The organism is Caulobacter radicis (assembly GCF_003094615.1).
GTDB classification, from domain to species: domain Bacteria; phylum Pseudomonadota; class Alphaproteobacteria; order Caulobacterales; family Caulobacteraceae; genus Caulobacter; species Caulobacter radicis.
In genome coordinates this window covers 77017-92830 of record NZ_QDKO01000014.1, presented here as the reverse complement: position 1 = coordinate 92830, position 15814 = coordinate 77017, and the positions used below count along the sequence as shown (strand labels likewise).

Sequence of the window (15814 nt, the reverse complement as noted above, 5' to 3'; positions counted from 1 at the left end):
GCTGAGGAGGCGCTTGCGAATGGTCTCGATCAAGCAGGATTTCAATCTCCGCGACTTTGAAGACTCGCTGTCTGAAATCGCTGATCAAGATCCCAATCTCCGGCTCCCGAATAAGATTAAGGCGGAGGTTCTCGGCGGCGTTGCGGCGCTCGCGCAGCTCATTGTCACGTGGTCGCGGGCAACCGGCGCCGACGGTGAACTGCAGGTCTACGCCAGGGAGCTAGATGAAAAGGCGTTTTCCAATTTTGCCCACACGGTGACCGGTCTGGTGGCGCTGAATATGGCTCACAAGATCCGTTCGGCCTACGGCGACAAAGTTTTTGAACGCGGTGCGGCATTGGAACGGTCCCGGCCGTTCGTCGAGGCTATGCATGCCAAGTCGCTCTCCAATCTGCGTGAATACAGCAAGACCACTATACCCCTTCTGTGCATCGACAACGCCAGGGCGCTGCGTTTGCCTGGACGACTTTATAAGGATCCGGAAAACGTCCGTGAGCGCGCAGAATTCGAGGATCTACTGCGGGCCTGCTATGACGTCGTCGGTCCTGACCACCATGTCCGGATTGGGGGCAAGCTGATGGAATCGGCGGCCCGACTTGTCTACGAGGCCTTCGTAAATACGCATCAGCACGCTCAAACCAATGTCAGGCGAGACAAGTTGGAGCGATCAGTGCGCGGTGTCCTTGTCGGCTACAGGAGTGTGCTATCCGACCGCCTCGTCGATGCTGCGGAGAACCATCGCCCGCTGCAGGACTACTTTCGTGCGTGGCGACCAGTCGATCCAAGGATGCGCACGGCGCAGTTCATGGACATATCGATATTCGATAGTGGTGCGGGGCTGGCCCAGACCTGGCTGGCCGGCAAGAACCAGCTCACGCAAGGCATCCGCGAAGAACAAGTCTCGCTCGAGCGAGAACTGCAAGCCGTCTACGACTGCCTAAAAAAAGGTGGGACAACAAAACCGGGGGATACGAGCGGAAACGGCCTGTTCAGGATCATGGAGGTCGTTCGACGAGCTGGCGGCTTTGTCCGAATTCGCTCCGGTCGGTTATCGCTCGTGAAGGCGTTTGCGTACGCAGCGCCGCCACTTGATCCTGATCACATCACAATGGAAGACGCGATGGACGGTGGGGCTCCCCACAAGGCGCGATCCTGGGCCGAGGGCACGACCATTTCGGTCTTGTTGCCGCTGAATCGTGGCGCGGACCTTTGAGCAGCCTCTTTGCTTTCCGGTGCGCGACGCCCGACTATCCGAGGCCGACCTCGACGCTGGTCATATTCGCTGGTCCGAGCGGATACGACACAAACTCGGTCCTGACCGCCATCACGGATGAGACGCGTAGCGACCTAGCGCCAGAGCTGGTTATCATCCTGGTCCCGGACACGATTTCCGATCCTACGATGGTGCTTACCGAGGACGACGGCGTCCTGGCCGCGCTGTCGCCAACGACCGTCGCAGGCCTTTACAAATACGACGCCAAGGGCGCGGTGATGCTCGAGGCTGCACTAAGAGGAACGCCCCCGAAGGAGCCGCCGCTTGACGCGCTCAAGCGTCAGGGCCTCACAACGCTCTTCGTTCGTCGTGGTGGCTGCGTCGAGGCGGGCCCGACCGAGCATTTCGTCAAGCCGTCAAAGCGCCTCGACACTCGCTTTTTGCGGGCGTCACATGCGTTGTCAGACGGCGCTGAGATCTTCTTCGTCGCCTTCTGGCTCCTCCCGGCCCTCGCACGCAGCCAGGCGCGGTACGTCCACATCGACAGCTCATCCATCGCGAGCGTTGTCCTGGCGGCGTCCCTCCTGCGCGGAGGTGAAGTGCCAGTGGTTAGAACATTCCAATCTTACGGCGGGATCCAGGGGTACCAGTTCAACCTCGACCGCCAGGAGGTCGTGCTTATATCGGCCTCCCAGTCCGGCACGCTGGCTGGCGAGATATCCGACAAGGTGAAGGATCCCAGCCTGATCATAACGCTGTTTTCGACGGCGGATCCCGCGACCGGCACGTCAACGCTATGCGATCTTCGCTTCCACGACGAAGAAAATGCGCTTGGTCTTCCATCGACTACTCGCGTCCCGGACCCAGCGTCGTCCAGGCCGATCCGTCTCATTGGGGAACACTTCACAGCCGAGCCCCGACCGCCAAGGAGCATCGTGCCGGGCCGAAACGATGCGCCCGACGTCGTGGTGAAGTATCTCGCCCGCCTGCAAGGACATGGCGTGTTTCACGCCTACAAAGCCAGTCTCAGGGGCGAGAAGCGGGCCGTCTGGATCGATGTGCAAAAATTGATCGCCACCGACGTTTTTGCGGAGTGGATGAAGGAGGTGGTCAGCCGAACTATCCCAGTAGCGACCAAGGCCATCATCCAGTTTGGCGATGACCCTGGGTCGAAACCGCACGTCGACGCCATCTTGAAGGAGGCCCAACGCCAGGGCGCTGCGCTCGACAGAGCTGACGTGCTCACCTTGTCGGACATCGAAGGTGAGGATGCGAAGGCCGACTGGCCTGAGACGGCTTCGGCAGTCCTTGTTGTTGGCGGGGTGACGGGCCACGGCGCCGAACTTCTGGCGGCCAGTCGAGCGCTGCGAGTCTACGCCAGCCGATCCCATAGGCTCTACCTGACGGCTGCTGCCATGCCGTCGTCGCGACGATCTGCCGAGCTGCTGCGCTCGAACCTAACTCTGCCCACGCACAAGTTCCAAACGATGTTCGAGCTTGTTCTCGATCGAGCCAAGACGGTCTCCAGTTGGCGGGCCGAGTACGAGATGCTGACCGACCATGATGGGTTGCCCGAGGCCCTCGCTAGCCGCTTCGATATCTTGCGCAAGACAGGCGACGGCCTGGAGTCGACATTGTTTCTAGAAGGCGAAAGAGGCCCGCTCAAGCTCCGGGAGAACTTCGCATTCTGGCCCGGCAAGGATTGCTCCAGCGCCAGCCAGGCCGACGTGTTCACCACCATCGCGGTCATTCTTGAAAACCTTCGGGGTGGCGAGACCATCGCTCAGGAAAGGCGCTTGACGAACACGATCTACGATCGGTCCGTTCTCTCGGCCGAGACTTTCACACGTTACAACGATGGCATCATCCAAGCTGCTATACTGCGTGCGGCCCATCCGATCGAATTGAACTATGAAGATGCGCCGGAAGAAAGTCGCCTCGTGGCGGACCTTATAGAACAGATGACCGAACTCTCTACCGTTCCACAGGGAGAGGCGCTTTCGGAATTTTTGCTCGCCCTTGCACTTGGCCGTCTGAAGCTGTGCCGCGATGATCTGCTTCGTCTGCAAACCCAGCTTGAAATGGTGAACCTCTCTGACATGCAGGACTGGCTTGCTCAGCGAGTGCGCGCACTCAAGCCCTGAGCCGCGCCTGTACCTCACTTGGGTCTCTTTCGCTCGTGCGGCCGATTTGAGTTCTGTTGCTGGAGTGCCGTGACGTCCTGCCTTCGCGACGGGATTTCAGAGCGTCGACGGCGACGCAGGTTGTGTCGAAAGATCGACAAGCTTCCATCCCTGAGCCAGAGCGGCCGTGCGCAGGGCCTGTGTGGCAACCTCGGCGCGGATGGCCAGGCCCAGTAGCTCGCGCGGCCGCGTCACGGCCACGAAGACGTTGGTCGCCGCCGTCAGGGCCACCCCGTCGAAAACCTCGTTGGTCAGATTGAAGGCATGCGGCAGCACCGTCTCCAGGTCCATGCACTGGTCCTTGGTCGCCGGACTGCGCCAAATCTGGCTTTCCACCACCAGGATACCGTCAACGGTCTTGCCCTTGACCGAATGGATCGAGCCCAGGCGCACGGTCAAATCCTCGAAGCGGACCTCCTTCTTGGTCGCGGGAAGCGCCTGGGGGTCGTCCAGCTGCTGGCCCGAGACATAGGCGCAATGGGTCTGAACCGCCGCGTCGGCGGGCCCCAGCAGCCCCATCAAGGCCTGCACGAACAGCTCCCAATCGTCCTGGCTCCAGGGCGCGTTCCCGGCCAGGACCTGGTCGCGCAGCAGCCTGCGGACCTTGCGCGGCAGGTCCAGGTCACGACTGGCCAGCGTCGTCCAAACGGTGTGGGCGGTTACGACCTTGTCGCCCGCGGCCTTCAGGCCGTAGAGCCCACATAGCGTGGCCATGGCGGCGGCCAGCATCCGTCCGACCTCGGCCGGGGCGCGTCTGGCCGCGTGATGGAGAGCGGCCTTCTGCATCTGCCGACAGAAGCGGTCGGCGGTCAGCCGGGCGCTGCCCTCGGCGCGATAGGCGGGATGATAGTCGACCAGACTCTTGACCGACCAGGGCCCCTTGCCGCGTCCGGGGATGTTATGGCGCGAGGCCACCGCCCATAGGGTCTTGGCTGGGGCGGCTTGGCCGTAGTGAGCGCGCGCCTCGCCAGCGAAGGCGCCGATCACCCCGCCGATTGAGGCCTGGTCGAACACGAGCAGGACCCGCCTGGACGCGCGCGTGGGATCGCCGACGATCGTCTGGGCCTTGCGGGCGGTCAGGCGGCTGGCGAAGCTGGCGAAGCTGGCGATCTCGCCGCCGAACCGGCGGCTGGCGTCCAGCGGGATGGAGGCCGCGCCGGGCGTCCAGTAGTCGCTCGCCCCCAGAGCCGCGTCCTCGTAGAGGGTCTGGTTGCTGTCGCCCAGGCGCTGGAACGCGCCCCTGTCCCGAAAGAGGTGCTCAAGCAGCTGCATCTGCCGGCCGTTGGTGTCCTGGGCCTCATCGAGGATCACCAGGGGAAAGCGCGCCCGGAGCCGATCGGCCAGGCCCGGCGTGGTCTCCAGAGCCCGCCAGGCCAGGGCGGTCATGTCGCCGTAGCGATAGAGGCCGCGCCGCACCATCGCCGCCTTGAGCTGGGCAAGCGCCTTGCCGCACGCGGTGTCGGCGCCGTGCTGTCCCTTGATCCGGCGAACCGCGAGGGATTGGGGGGCGGGCCCGACACTGACGAAGTCGCTGGCCAGTTCCAGCCCGCTGACCCAGGCTTCGACCGTCGCCTTGGCCGGGCGCTGGGACTTGTTGGCGTGCCAGTCGAGCGCCTGCCAGCTGGCGTAGAAGCGGAGCGCCTCGGCCTCGAAGGCGTCGTCGTCGATCTGCCGGATCGGCCAGCCCAGGCCGCGCAGGTAAGGCAGGGCCAGGTACTGGTTGACGAAGGCCGTGACCGTGCCGGTGAAATGCGGATAGGCCATCAGCCGCGCCGCGCTCGCATGCCCGGCGATCAGGTCTTCGACCTCCGAGCGGGCCGCGTTGGTGTGGGTGATCACGCACACCCCCTGACGGCGGTCGACCCAGCTTCTGGACAGAAGGGCCAGCTTGGCGGCCAGCAGGGTGGTCTTGCCGTTGCCCGGGGCGGCCTGGACGTCGCAGGTCGTCACGCAGCCGAGGAAGTCGGCGTGGCTGGCGTGGCCAAAGTCGCAGCCGCCCAGTTCCTCGCCCAGGGCGGCCAGGAGCTCTGGGGTGATCGGCGCGATCTCCAGCATGGCTCAGCCGGCCGCCGGCGCTGGCGCGCCGCCCGTCACATGGTCGATAGCGGCGACTAAATAGGGCGGCAGGGTCGCCCGCATGGCCTCGGGCTTGTCGGCGCGGGCGCGCAGGATTTTTGCCAGCTGCTCGGCGACCTCGGCCTTGGAGGCGGTCTTGTCGTGGAGGGGGCGGAAGATATTGACGGCGATGTCGACCGCCGAGAGGCCTTGGCTCTGCCAGGCCGCATAGGTCTGCGCGGCCTCCAGGCGGATCTTCTCCAGCCAGGCGGGTTGACGGCTGGTGGTCTTGGCCAGCTGGACGGCCAGGTGGACGTCGGCGGCCAGGGCCGGTTGCAGCGCCAGGTCGAACTCCAGCGTCCAGTGGTCGGCGATGAAGGCCTTGACCCCGCCGCCCTCGTCCCGGGTCAGGGTGGCTATGTGGGCGGTCAGGTCCTCGTCCTCCCACTCGTCCACCGTCAGGCGCGGCGTGACCAGGGTCTTGGCCTCGGGCGGGGGGATGTCCCAGTCGGGGACCAGGGCGACGGGGACGCCGACGGCCGCGCCTGCCTTGCGCTGCAGGATGCGGCTGTAGCGGAAAAGGCCCCGGTGACCGACCTTGACGATCGAGACGCCGTGTCGGCTGAGCGGCCGCCCCAGCTTTTCGGCCAGCGCCGGCAGCAAGAGGTTCTCCCCGTCGCCCTCCACGACGATCAGGGCCCGGGCGAAGAACAGGTTGGCCTTGGTGGCGTCCAGGAAGCGGCGGAGGAATTCGTAGTCGTCGACCTCCAGCCGGGTATGGGCCGCGCCGAGGGGAAAGGCCCGGTGGCCAAAGATCATGGTCATCGTCTCCAGGTCCGCCCCCGCCGCCAGCTGCGGGCTGTGCGTGGTCAGCAGGATCTGCACCTGCTGGCGATGCTCCTGGTCCTGGGGCGGCGCGGCGCGCGCGGCCAGGACGTCCATGAACAGGGTCTGGTGCTGGGGATGGAGGTGGGCCTCGGGCTCCTCGATCAACAGGAACGGCACCTGGTCGGGATGCGACTGCAGCAGCAGCAGCTCGGCGGCCATGAACAGCAGGTTGTTGTAGCCCAGACCCCGCAGCACCCGCTCGCTGCCGCGGGCGGGGTTCAGATAGAGCTCGAAGCGCTCCAAAATCTGGTCGAAGCTGCCCCGCGCGCCCAGGTCGAGGGTCGCCACCAGAGGATCGTCGGCGAAGGACAGCTGACTGAGGAAGTCGGTGTTGACGCTGGTCTTGACGCCATCGACGGCGGTATTGCCGCGCACGTCCCGATCCGCTGCGGCCAGGGTGTCGTATAGGGTCGGCTTGGTGGGGTCGGCGCCCGGCTTGGCCTGGGGCCCCATGGTTGGCATCGCCCCCAGGATCCGCGACAAGCGCGAGCGCCGGCCGGCCCGAAGCTCGCGCTCGGCGTCGCGCAGGGGCTTCAGATAGGTCGCCTTCAGATATTCGCGCAGCTCGCCGTCGAGCGGCAGGCCCTCCCCTTCGGCTCCGGCCCGATGCTGGCTCGTCACGACGCTGCCGCCGCCCGCCGAGGCGCGCACCGAGGCGCGCAGGCACACGTGGAGACGAAGCTTGCCGCTTTCGTTGACGCACCATTCCAGGAACCGCGATTCCTCTTCGGGGGTCAGTCCGTCGAAGGTGCAGCGTACGACGAAGTCGCTGGTCCGAGCGCCAGCGGCGTCGACGTGGAAATCGTGCAGGTCGGGCCGGATATAGTCGTCGCCGCGCGTCCACAGCACGTAGCGGGCCGCGTCGATGACGGCGCTCTTACCCGCGTCGTTGGGCCCCACCAGGATGTTGAGCCCCGCCGACAGCGCCAGGCGCAGCGGGCTGTCGGCCGAAAAGCACCGAAAGCCGCTCGCATAGATCTCCGAGATATGCATCGACCGCCCCGCGCGCCCTCCCAGGGCAGAGTCGCCCCAGAGTACCACCATACCGGGTTCCCAGGACAAGACTTGCGCGTCAGACCAACGTCGCCGCCCCAAATCGAGTCCGCTGTGGCCCGGCCCTCGGGATCGTGACGCGGCTGGCCGCCCGCCCTAGGGTGGCGTCATGAAGCCCGCCGCCACCGCTCTTTGCCACCATTGCATCGCCGACCCGTTCCTGGCCGGGGCGGTCAAAGCCGAGGGCGAGCGCCGCCTTTGCGTCGATTGCGGTCGGCGCCGGCTGGGTCTGCCCCTGCGCGACCTGGCCGACAAGATCGACATGGCCATCTCCGAGAACTACGTGGTCGACCGTAGCGATGAGGGTGTCAGCTACGCGGCGCTGGTCTCGAAGACGGCCGGAGTCAGCTCGGCGGTCGGCGAGGCGATCCAGGAGATGCTGTCTTCCGAACGCGCCTACGAGGCCGCCCATGGCGGCGAGGAGAACATCTTCGAGGCCACCTTCGAGGAGGCACCGCTGGACCGCCGCCCCCATCAGGGCCGCTGGCGGGACTTCAAGGCCAGCGTCCGGGGCGAGGCGCGGTTCTTCAACCGCCAGGCCGAGCAGTGGCTGGACGAGATCTTTGCCGACATCGAGACCCACGCCGACTGGCGCGGCCAGCTGGTGGCGCGGACGGTGTTTCCCGAAGAGCCCGAGGCGATCCTGACGCGTGGGCGGGTGGCCTTCGACGACGCGGACCCGCAGGCTTTCCTGGTCCGCCCGGACCGAGAGCTGGGTCCGCCGCCGCGCGGCATGGCCTCGTCAGGTCGCATGAACGCGGCGGGCGTGTCGGTGTTCTACGGTGCCGAGGAACTGGCTACCTGCCGGGCCGAGATCCGGCCGCCAGTGGGCGCCCACGCGGTGTTCGCCAAGTTCCAATTGCTGCGGCCGGTACGGCTACTCGACTTCGACCTGCTGGGCGCGATCAAGGTCGAGGGCAGTATCTTCGACCCCGACTATATTCGCCGCTGCGATCGGGTGGCGTTCCTGCGTACCTTCGGCGCGGAAATCTCCCAGCCGGTGATGCCGCGCGACGAGGCTTTCGGCTACCTGCCCACCCAGATCGTGGCCGACTACATCGCCCAGCGCCTGGGGTTCGACGGCCTGATATATCGTTCGACCCAGGCCGGCGGCGCCAAGCGCAACGTGGTGCTGTTCAATCGCGCCGCCCGTGTCGCCTTCATCGACCGCTCTGATGTCGACACCGAGGTGGACCTGGGCTGGTGGGACGAGGACGAACGCGACGGCGACGACACCATCACCATCCGCGAAATGGAGCGGTTGCCCGAAGACAGCGAGGCGGGAGTCGCACCGGCGGACCCTGCGGCCGCAGCAGCGGTCGCGGCCTCTGAGTCGGACCTGGACGACCCTCGGCCGGTGACGCTGCGCCTGGCGCCCGATAGCCTAGTGGTACAGCGGATCGACGCGACCGACTACGATGCTCCGGGCCGGTCGGTGCGGCTCTCGCGCTATGCGCACGACGCCTTCGACGACCTACCGTTCTAGGTGGTCTAGTCCGCACCCAGGTCTACTCGAAAACTGCTCGAAGGCGGCGATCCGCCCGGGTGGTCAGGTACGGACCTTCCCAAGGTCCGTGATGAGTCATCTGCCGCCTAACGAGGTCCGCTTCAGCGGCAGCGACCAGCATCAGATCAATGCGCACCGTTTCACGACGCAACAAATCAAAGCACCACATGGCGGACGGATACGCACCAATTGCTTACCCATAGGCAAGCAAAGGCGCATGAAAGTGGCTACATTCAAGCGATGCTCGATAGTGATCGGAACCAACCCAAACACTATATCGGCCTAAAGACTTGATCAGACTCGAAATTTAATCCAGTATTATCTGGCGCTAGATCAAGGCCAGGAAAAACGGCTGCGCGAAGCTTCGCGCCAAGACCGCCTCACCTCGATGCAAGGTCAAGCGCCCGCTCCGTATCGGCAGCGGCTGAATGCTCACGCCTGTGCTCGAAAGGAGGGCCTGACCAGATACTTTTTGAAAGCGTCCGCTTAGGCGGAGGAACAAGAAGCCCGGGCTTGCCGGCCCGGGCCTTGCTTCGGAGAGAATCCGAAGTCGTTTGCACGCGACTTGGAAACTCTCCCCCGACATCGCCGAATAGTCAACCGCCCTGATGGGCGGATTGCGAGCGCATGCCTGGGCTCCGCCTCTCCCAACCCTGGAAGAGGAACAACATGAACGACCTGTCTTTCCCCATGCGCCGAGGTCCTGCTCGGCCATACCCTTCAATGCGCCCCCCGGTTCGCAAGACCATCGAGCTGACCCTGGGCGCATCGCCAACCCCGCTGAGCTGGGCGGCGATCAACGCCGTCGGCCGGATCGTCACCACGCCCGACGACCGCCCCATCCGCACGATTATCACCGGTCGCCGGCGGATCACGACCGGCGTCTACCCGAGCACCAAGAGCGGCCGCTCCCATCCCTTCGAGGGCATGAACGAGCGGGGCTTCTTCATGCGCAGCGAGGTCGACACCCGCGTCGTCGACTACCGGGCGCAGCCCTTCCGATTCGAGTTCGTGGTCGATGGCGCCAAGCGCATCTACATCGCCGACTGCGCCCGCCTGCTGGCTGACGGGCGGATCGAGGTCGTCGAAGTGAAGAACGACCGCCGGGCGCTGAAGGACCCCGACTACGCCCTGAAGCTGGCCCACGTGGAGCAGATCTGCGCTCAACTCGGATGGAGCTTTCGGGTCGTTCTGAAGGACGAGATTTTCCTGCCGGCCACGGTCTTCGCCAACGTGGAGGATGTGCAGGCTTGCCGCCAGGTTCGGTTCGACGCCTCCCACGGCTACATCGCGCTCGACCTGATCGAAAGCATGGGCGGTCAGGCGCCGCTCGGCGCCCTGGCCGAGCGTATCGGCGACCGGCGTGTCGGCATGGCGATCGCCAAGGCGATGATGGTCGCCCGTCTCATCGACATCGATCTCACCCGCCCGCTCGGCGCCGATAGCGCCGTAAGCGCGATCTGCGGCGCTGAATCTCTTCGCCAGGAAGGAGCTGCGTCATGAGCCTTCCGATCCGCATCAGCACCGGCGAGCTCTGGGAGTTTCGCGGCCAGCGGCTCATCTTCGAGCGCGAACTGGGCGACAACTTCATCTACTTCATCCGCGAGCAGAACGGCGGGCCGTTCCAAATCGAAGGCGCCCTGGGGGTGTTGGGATGGCCCGATACCCAGTGGTTCTTGGACGGACTTCGCACTGGCGATCTCAGGAAGATTGCCGTGCGAGATGGTCTCGCAGGCCGCCAGAAACGACCTTCGCTGGACGACGATCACGCCGCGCTGAACGCGCTGGACCCAAGAGCGCGCCTGCGCCTGTTCGTCACCCGCGGCCTCGACGCCATGGGGGATATTCCTCGTAGCGACAGAGCCCTGACACTGGCGCTCTCGCGGCTGTGGTCTGAACATCCCGAGAAGGCTGCGGCATTCAAGGGCAAGCCATCAACCCGGTCCGTGCGCCGTTGGCTCAATGGCCGCGGACTGCCCCGCGAACGCGCCCTCAAGGACATGGTCGCGCTGAACGGCCAGATGGAGCGATCTTGCCGGCTACCGCCTACCACCCGGGCTCTAATACGGCGGTGGGCCTTCTGGTACTGGACCCGCACCGGCTGGAGCATCGTGGACGCCTACGCTCGGCTCGCCAAGCTGCTCGACTACATCAACCGGCGTCGCCGCCGCGGCGGACGACTTCCACAGCTCGACCAGCCCGCCTACGAAACGTTCCGAATGGTAGTTCGCAGGCAGGAGACCTACGAGGCCTACCGGCTTAAGCACGGCTCCAAGAGGGCAAAGGCCCGGTTCAAGGCTTCTGGAAAGGGCCTCTCCGCTGCCCGCTTTCTGCGCCTGGGCTGTATGGATCACACCGTGCTTGATGGCGTCGTCGTCATCGACACGGACTGGATGCTGCCGGTGGGGCGACCCACCCTCACCATCTCATCGACGTGCGGACGCGCTGCATCGAGGGGTTCCTGCTGAGCTTCGAGCCGGCCTCGATCTATTCGGTGATGGAGTGCATCAAACGCGGCAACCGACCAAAGCTGCACAAGGGCGCGCTGGCTAAGCGATACCCCGTTCTCAACCAGATCTTCGGTCGCTTCGACGAGATCGTGGTCGACAACGGCAAGGAGTTTTCAGGGACGTCCCTGGAAGACGCCATGGCCGACGTCGGCACCACCGTGCGCTTCGCCCCTGTTAGCTCCCCCACCTACAAGGCCGTCGTAGAAAGGTTCTTCGGGACCCTCAACAGCCTGCTCAATACCAAGCTACCGGGCGCCGTCTTCAAGACGGAGCTGCTTCGAGAGAGGGCTATGATCCATCGAAAGACGCCGTGCTGACGCTGGAAGAGCTCGAAGAGCTCCTACACGAGGCCATCGCCGTCTACCACGTCAGTCACCATACCGGTGTCGACGCTCCGCCAGCCCAGCTCTGGCAGCAGGACATGGAAGCCCATGGCATCAGTGCCATTGGGGATGAGCGGCTACTCGACAAGGCGCTCGGCGCGTTCAGGCCCTGCCGCGTCACCACGTCGGGCGTCGTTCTCTTTGGCTTGCGCTACCACGATGAGGACAAGGTCGGAGCGCTCCTCGAAGAGCTGATCGCTTTCGAACCCGTTCGGGGCCAGAGAAAAGGCTCCGCCGTCGTTACGGTGAAGGTCAAATACAACCCGGCCAACCTGTCCGAGATCCATGTCTGGAACAGGCGCCGCAAAACCTATGTGACGCTCCCCTGCGAGGATGAGCGCTACGCCGCAGGCATGTCGTTCTGGCACCACCAGAAACTTCAGGAATGGGCCAAGAACCAGGGCCTCGCCTTCAACACGGGGGTTTAGCGCCTGGTCGCCAGAGCCAACCTCATCGAACGGATCGAGGCCAGCGCTCCGCATCCAAAGGGCAAGGCTCGCAATGCGATGCGCCGCTTCCTGAACGGTCCCAAGGTCCAGAAGCCGAGCGGAAGCCCTGTGATCGCCTACGCGCCAGCGCGGCACGACGGGCTGGCTCCCATCATCGAGCACGACCTCCTTGCTGGAAACCGCGCCGATGGCGGGCAGGCCCCAAAGCGGCCAGCCAGACCAAAGAAGCCCAAATCGAGCCCACGCAAGAGGACGGGGAAATCATCCAAGGGCCTCACCCCGCCGAACGCGCGTAGCGACGCCGACTTCTCCGTCGACATCACCAAGTGGCAGGAGCCGGAACTATGAACCGCGACCAGATCGCCGCGAAAATCGCCGACTTCGGATCAATCTACATCCCTTATCCACCACACTCCGAATTCCAGGAGGCTTGCGATTATCTGATCAAGCTCGGCCGCGCGACGCGCGGCCGAGCCCAGAAGGACCTGCGAACGCTGGCGGCGACGGGGTCGGGGAAAACCACGGCGGCCGAGGCGTTCGTCCGACGCTTCGAAACCGGCCACCCCCGCACGGAGGGATATGTGCCAATCGTGCTGATCGCGCTGGAACGTGCAACGACGGCCAAGAAGCTGATGATGTCGATCCTCGACTTCTTCGGCGACAACACTCCAGCAGCGGCAACGAGCAGACGCTCAAAAAGCGGGTGAAGGCCTGCTTCGAGCGCTTCGGCACGGAGCTATTGATCATTGATGAGGTGCAGCACTTGAACGCTCGCATCTCCGACAAGAACGACGTCACCGACAGCTTGAAGCGCCTGCTCGACGACGGTGTCGTTCCAATCGTGTTCCTCGGGACAGACGATGCCGAAGATCTCTTCACCAGAAACCTTCAACTGAGCGGCAGGCTCATCGCGCCCTGCGACTTCAGGGCGCTGACCCTTTCGAGCCCCTCAGATCGATCGCTTCTGGCTGGCTACGTCACTCTCTTGGATCGGGCTATCGTCGAACAACGAATACTGCCCAGCCTATCCGGGTTGAACGATCCGTGGGTGCTCGGCTGCCTCCATGCCGTCTCCAGCGGCGTGATCGGGCGGGTCTCGAGGCTGGTGGGGGCGGCGCTCGAAATCGCCCTACGTCGGGACGCCAGCCAGCTAGAGACTTCCGACCTCGCCGACGCGGTCGACCGGTGGGCGATCCCGAACGCCATCTGCCAAACCAACCCTTTCCTCCAGGAGCGGCTGTCATGAACATGGCCGTGGAAATCAGGCGCCGCACCCGCGGCGCCTCGATCCTCTTCCCGTTGGAGCCAATGCTCGACGAGAGCATTCGGGGCTACCTGGCCAGAGTCGCGGACTGGAACTGCTTCGACAGCAGGACCGACCTTCTGCGGTTCGCCGGGCTGACCTACGTCCGCCGCGACCTTTCCGACCGGATTTCAACGGAGCTCTCGTCGGTCTCCGATGTGCTTGGCATTCGCGACGGCGCGCTGAGACGCATCCTGAATCCCACGGTCGGCGGCAATCCCGAGGTGGTCGACTACTTCGGGCTTCCGTCCCAGCGGCGGCGGTTCGAGATCAAAGGCCGGCGTGTGTCGCCGGCCTCCCTCGCGCGCTCAGCCCACCATCGCGCGCGATGGCAGATCCGCCTTCTGCCGTTCTGCCCGGAGAGCTGGGAGCATCTGATCGACACATGCCCCTCCTCGACCTGCGGCAAGCCGCTGCGTTGGGCGGGCTGTCTGGAAATCGATCGCTGCGAGCATTGTGACTTCGACCTCAAGCTCGCCTCGCCGGCGACCGTCCCGGCCGACCTTCGCGAAACCTTGAGCTTCGTCGGCGATCTGGTTCATCCGGCGCCGGAGATGCGGGCCAAGGCCCTGGCGCGGCTGCCGCCACCGCTGAACGAGGTGGCGGCGCACGATGTCTTCGAGGTGTTGTGCGTGGTGACGAGGTCGGTGACGCCCGAGCACATCAAGCTGACGACCTCGGCGCAGTTCGACACGACCTACCTGGCGCTCGCCGCTCAGGTGCTTCTGGACTATCCGGCGACCTTCGACCGGCTCGCCGAGGCCGGCCGCAGCGCCGACCATCGCATCCTGCCGCTCTTTGCGAAGCTACGTCGGCGCGCCAAGGAGAAGTCTGGGGTCCAGAAGGCGTTGATCCTGTCGATGGTGGATCGCGCCGAAACCGCGCACCACGGCCCGGCCCGGGTCGCCAAGATGCGGGAAGAGGAAGGCGAATGGACCTTCCATCGCTCCGCGGTGTGGCTCGGGATCTCGCTTTTCGAGTTCAACAAGGTCGTCGCCGCCGGCCTCGCGACACCTGCGCCTCGCAAAGGGCGCGTCCGCAACATCAGCTGGATCAAGCCTGGCCAGGTCCACCCGCTGAGTATCGGGCTGCGCCGAAGGATGGAAACCGCGGAGTTCGTCCAGAGCTATCAGTTGCCGCTTGCGGGCGTGGAGCAATTGGTAAGCCTGGGCCTTCTGGAGCCCTGCACCGAGCCGATCGTGCAACTGCTCTATCCTGGCTTCCAACTAGATCGAGTGAGCGTGCTCGGCTTGGTGGATCGGCTGGCCGAGGCCTTGGCGCCGCCGCTTCCCGACAGCGTCGCGCTGGAGGACGTCTTTCATGGCGTAGGCGGCGGCGAGAAGCCGTGGGGTCCGGTGATCCAGGCCGCCCTCGATGGGCGGATCCCGGGCGGGCTCGGCATCGCTGGCGAGCGCCTTCAATTCCAGCGTCTGACGATCTCGCGGCAGTTCGCCTGGGAGTTCCTGGCCGGGCGCTACCCTGATCTCCTGGCCCTGCCGCGCGGTTCGAAGCTCCTAGACCCGGCCGCGGACTTCAATCGCATCGAGGCCGAGCGCTACCTGAACTGCTTCCCGCGTGACCTGGCCTGGCTGATCTCAGGGAGGCACATCTCGTCCCACAGCAACGGCCAGTTCGTCGGGCGAGCGAAGGTCGAGAAGCTGGCGCGGAAACTGATCAGCGCTCGCGAGATCAGTTGGCGCTGGCGTGTCTCGCCGGCGATGCGCGATGCCCTGCCCGATCGGGTCGTCGGCCCTTTCTGGCTCCGAAGTGCGGTCGAGGAGCATTTCGCCAAGCTGTTCGGCGACGGGCTTCAGCCGTGGGACGGCTTCGACAGGATCTCCACGCTCGAGGGCGGGCGCTAGAATAGCGCTCGTCCGACCAGCATACCGGCCGCGAAGATCGAGGCGCCGACCAGCGGCGAGGCGATCAGGAGCATGGTCAGCCACGTGTTCGACAGTGGCAAGCGCCCGTGGCTGCGCGCCAGGATGCGGTCGATCCGCTTCAGGTGGGCCTCGTACTCGGCGTTGGTCATATTGCCGCACGTCCCGCTGCTACGCCGCGAATGATCGGACAGAATGGCTCGGCGGTCCAGGCTGACGCCGTTTCGATGCGGAAAGTACGGGGAGTGCGAGTTCCGGTGCTGCGACTTCGCCGGCTGCCTGTCGGCGGCGGGAGAAACCGGGGACGCTCCTAAGCTGGAAATCGCCTCGGGAGGACAAAGCTGAGTTGTGTCCCCTCGTTGCAGGTTTCGCCCGGTCTCGGAAGTTCAA

At 65.0% G+C, this 15814-nt stretch carries 14 protein-coding genes; 11 read left to right on the top strand and 3 right to left on the bottom strand.

Features of this window, described 5'->3' with window-relative positions; all coding sequences use genetic code 11:
• The first annotated feature begins 19 nt into the window (after positions 1–19).
• Positions 20–1213, top strand: coding sequence for a hypothetical protein (locus tag DDF62_RS08690; RefSeq protein ID WP_116488747.1), 1194 nt, complete (start codon positions 20–22; stop codon positions 1211–1213).
• Entirely contained in the window at positions 1210–3357 is a 2148-nt protein-coding gene (locus DDF62_RS08685; protein WP_116488746.1) for a hypothetical protein, read from the top strand. The genes DDF62_RS08690 and DDF62_RS08685 overlap by 4 nt, the downstream gene beginning before the upstream one ends.
• A gap of 96 nt (positions 3358–3453) precedes the next feature.
• On the opposite strand, the gene DDF62_RS08680 is transcribed toward DDF62_RS08685, so the two are convergent.
• Both DDF62_RS08680 and DDF62_RS08675 read right to left on the bottom strand, forming a co-directional pair.
• On the bottom strand, positions 3454–5451 hold the full coding sequence (locus DDF62_RS08680) for a UvrD-helicase domain-containing protein (protein ID WP_116488745.1): 1998 nt from the start codon (positions 5449–5451) through the stop codon (positions 3454–3456).
• Between the two features lie 3 nt (positions 5452–5454).
• Positions 5455–7332 carry an ATP-dependent nuclease gene (locus tag DDF62_RS08675; RefSeq protein ID WP_165832205.1) on the bottom strand — a complete coding sequence of 626 codons (1878 nt, stop codon included), beginning with the start codon at positions 7330–7332 and terminating at the stop codon, positions 5455–5457.
• Between the two features lie 169 nt (positions 7333–7501).
• Here DDF62_RS08675 and DDF62_RS08670 point away from each other — a divergent pair, with 169 nt between their 5' ends.
• From DDF62_RS08670 to DDF62_RS08650, 9 genes are all read left to right on the top strand, one after another.
• Positions 7502–8878, top strand: a complete 1377-nt coding sequence (locus tag DDF62_RS08670) for an RES family NAD+ phosphorylase (protein ID WP_116488743.1) — start codon at positions 7502–7504, stop codon at positions 8876–8878.
• Positions 8879–9568: 690 nt separating this feature from the next.
• Positions 9569–10402 (top strand): TnsA endonuclease N-terminal domain-containing protein, encoded by an 834-nt coding sequence (locus DDF62_RS08665; RefSeq protein WP_165832204.1) that lies wholly within the window; start codon positions 9569–9571, stop codon positions 10400–10402.
• Positions 10399–11367 carry a hypothetical protein gene (locus DDF62_RS26115; protein WP_244286763.1) on the top strand — a complete coding sequence of 323 codons (969 nt, stop codon included), beginning with the start codon at positions 10399–10401 and terminating at the stop codon, positions 11365–11367. Before DDF62_RS08665 ends, DDF62_RS26115 begins: the two co-directional genes overlap by 4 nt.
• Positions 11334–11726 (top strand): hypothetical protein, encoded by a 393-nt coding sequence (locus DDF62_RS26110; RefSeq protein ID WP_244286762.1) that lies wholly within the window; start codon positions 11334–11336, stop codon positions 11724–11726. The genes DDF62_RS26115 and DDF62_RS26110 overlap by 34 nt, the downstream gene beginning before the upstream one ends.
• A complete protein-coding gene (locus DDF62_RS26105; RefSeq protein WP_244286761.1) occupies positions 11720–12220 on the top strand; it encodes a Mu transposase C-terminal domain-containing protein in 501 nt (166 codons plus the stop codon). The genes DDF62_RS26110 and DDF62_RS26105 overlap by 7 nt, the downstream gene beginning before the upstream one ends.
• A gap of 78 nt (positions 12221–12298) precedes the next feature.
• A complete protein-coding gene (locus DDF62_RS26100; RefSeq protein WP_244286760.1) occupies positions 12299–12589 on the top strand; it encodes a hypothetical protein in 291 nt (96 codons plus the stop codon).
• Complete coding sequence (locus tag DDF62_RS26840) at positions 12586–12948, top strand: P-loop NTPase family protein (protein WP_244286759.1); 363 nt, start codon at positions 12586–12588, stop codon at positions 12946–12948. Before DDF62_RS26100 ends, DDF62_RS26840 begins: the two co-directional genes overlap by 4 nt.
• A complete protein-coding gene (locus DDF62_RS26835; RefSeq protein WP_244286758.1) occupies positions 12945–13487 on the top strand; it encodes a TniB family NTP-binding protein in 543 nt (180 codons plus the stop codon). Before DDF62_RS26840 ends, DDF62_RS26835 begins: the two co-directional genes overlap by 4 nt.
• The gene (locus DDF62_RS08650) at positions 13484–15406 is read left to right on the top strand and encodes a TniQ family protein (protein WP_116488741.1); all 1923 of its coding nucleotides are present in this window, start codon (positions 13484–13486) and stop codon (positions 15404–15406) included. The genes DDF62_RS26835 and DDF62_RS08650 overlap by 4 nt, the downstream gene beginning before the upstream one ends.
• On the opposite strand, the gene DDF62_RS25560 is transcribed toward DDF62_RS08650, so the two are convergent.
• Positions 15403–15576: a hypothetical protein gene (locus tag DDF62_RS25560; RefSeq protein ID WP_165832203.1), complete on the bottom strand. Its 174-nt coding sequence runs from the start codon at positions 15574–15576 to the stop codon at positions 15403–15405. The genes DDF62_RS08650 and DDF62_RS25560 overlap by 4 nt on opposite strands.
• Positions 15577–15814: the final 238 nt, after the last annotated feature.

Bases quoted from the DNA above. Each gene is read 5' to 3' on its own strand.
- DDF62_RS08690 (WP_116488747.1), top strand. From the start codon at position 20: ATGGTCTCGATCAAGCAGGATTTCAATCTCCGCGACTTTGAAGACTCG.
- DDF62_RS08680 (WP_116488745.1), bottom strand. From the start codon at position 5,451: ATGCTGGAGATCGCGCCGATCACCCCAGAGCTCCTGGCCGCCCTGGGC.
- DDF62_RS08675 (WP_165832205.1), bottom strand. From the start codon at position 7,332: ATGCATATCTCGGAGATCTATGCGAGCGGCTTTCGGTGCTTTTCGGCC.
- DDF62_RS08670 (WP_116488743.1), top strand. From the start codon at position 7,502: ATGAAGCCCGCCGCCACCGCTCTTTGCCACCATTGCATCGCCGACCCG.
- DDF62_RS08665 (WP_165832204.1), top strand. From the start codon at position 9,569: ATGAACGACCTGTCTTTCCCCATGCGCCGAGGTCCTGCTCGGCCATAC.
- DDF62_RS26115 (WP_244286763.1), top strand. From the start codon at position 10,399: ATGAGCCTTCCGATCCGCATCAGCACCGGCGAGCTCTGGGAGTTTCGC.
- DDF62_RS26100 (WP_244286760.1), top strand. From the start codon at position 12,299: ATGCGCCGCTTCCTGAACGGTCCCAAGGTCCAGAAGCCGAGCGGAAGC.
- DDF62_RS26840 (WP_244286759.1), top strand. From the start codon at position 12,586: ATGAACCGCGACCAGATCGCCGCGAAAATCGCCGACTTCGGATCAATC.
- DDF62_RS08650 (WP_116488741.1), top strand. From the start codon at position 13,484: ATGAACATGGCCGTGGAAATCAGGCGCCGCACCCGCGGCGCCTCGATC.
- DDF62_RS25560 (WP_165832203.1), bottom strand. From the start codon at position 15,576: ATGACCAACGCCGAGTACGAGGCCCACCTGAAGCGGATCGACCGCATC.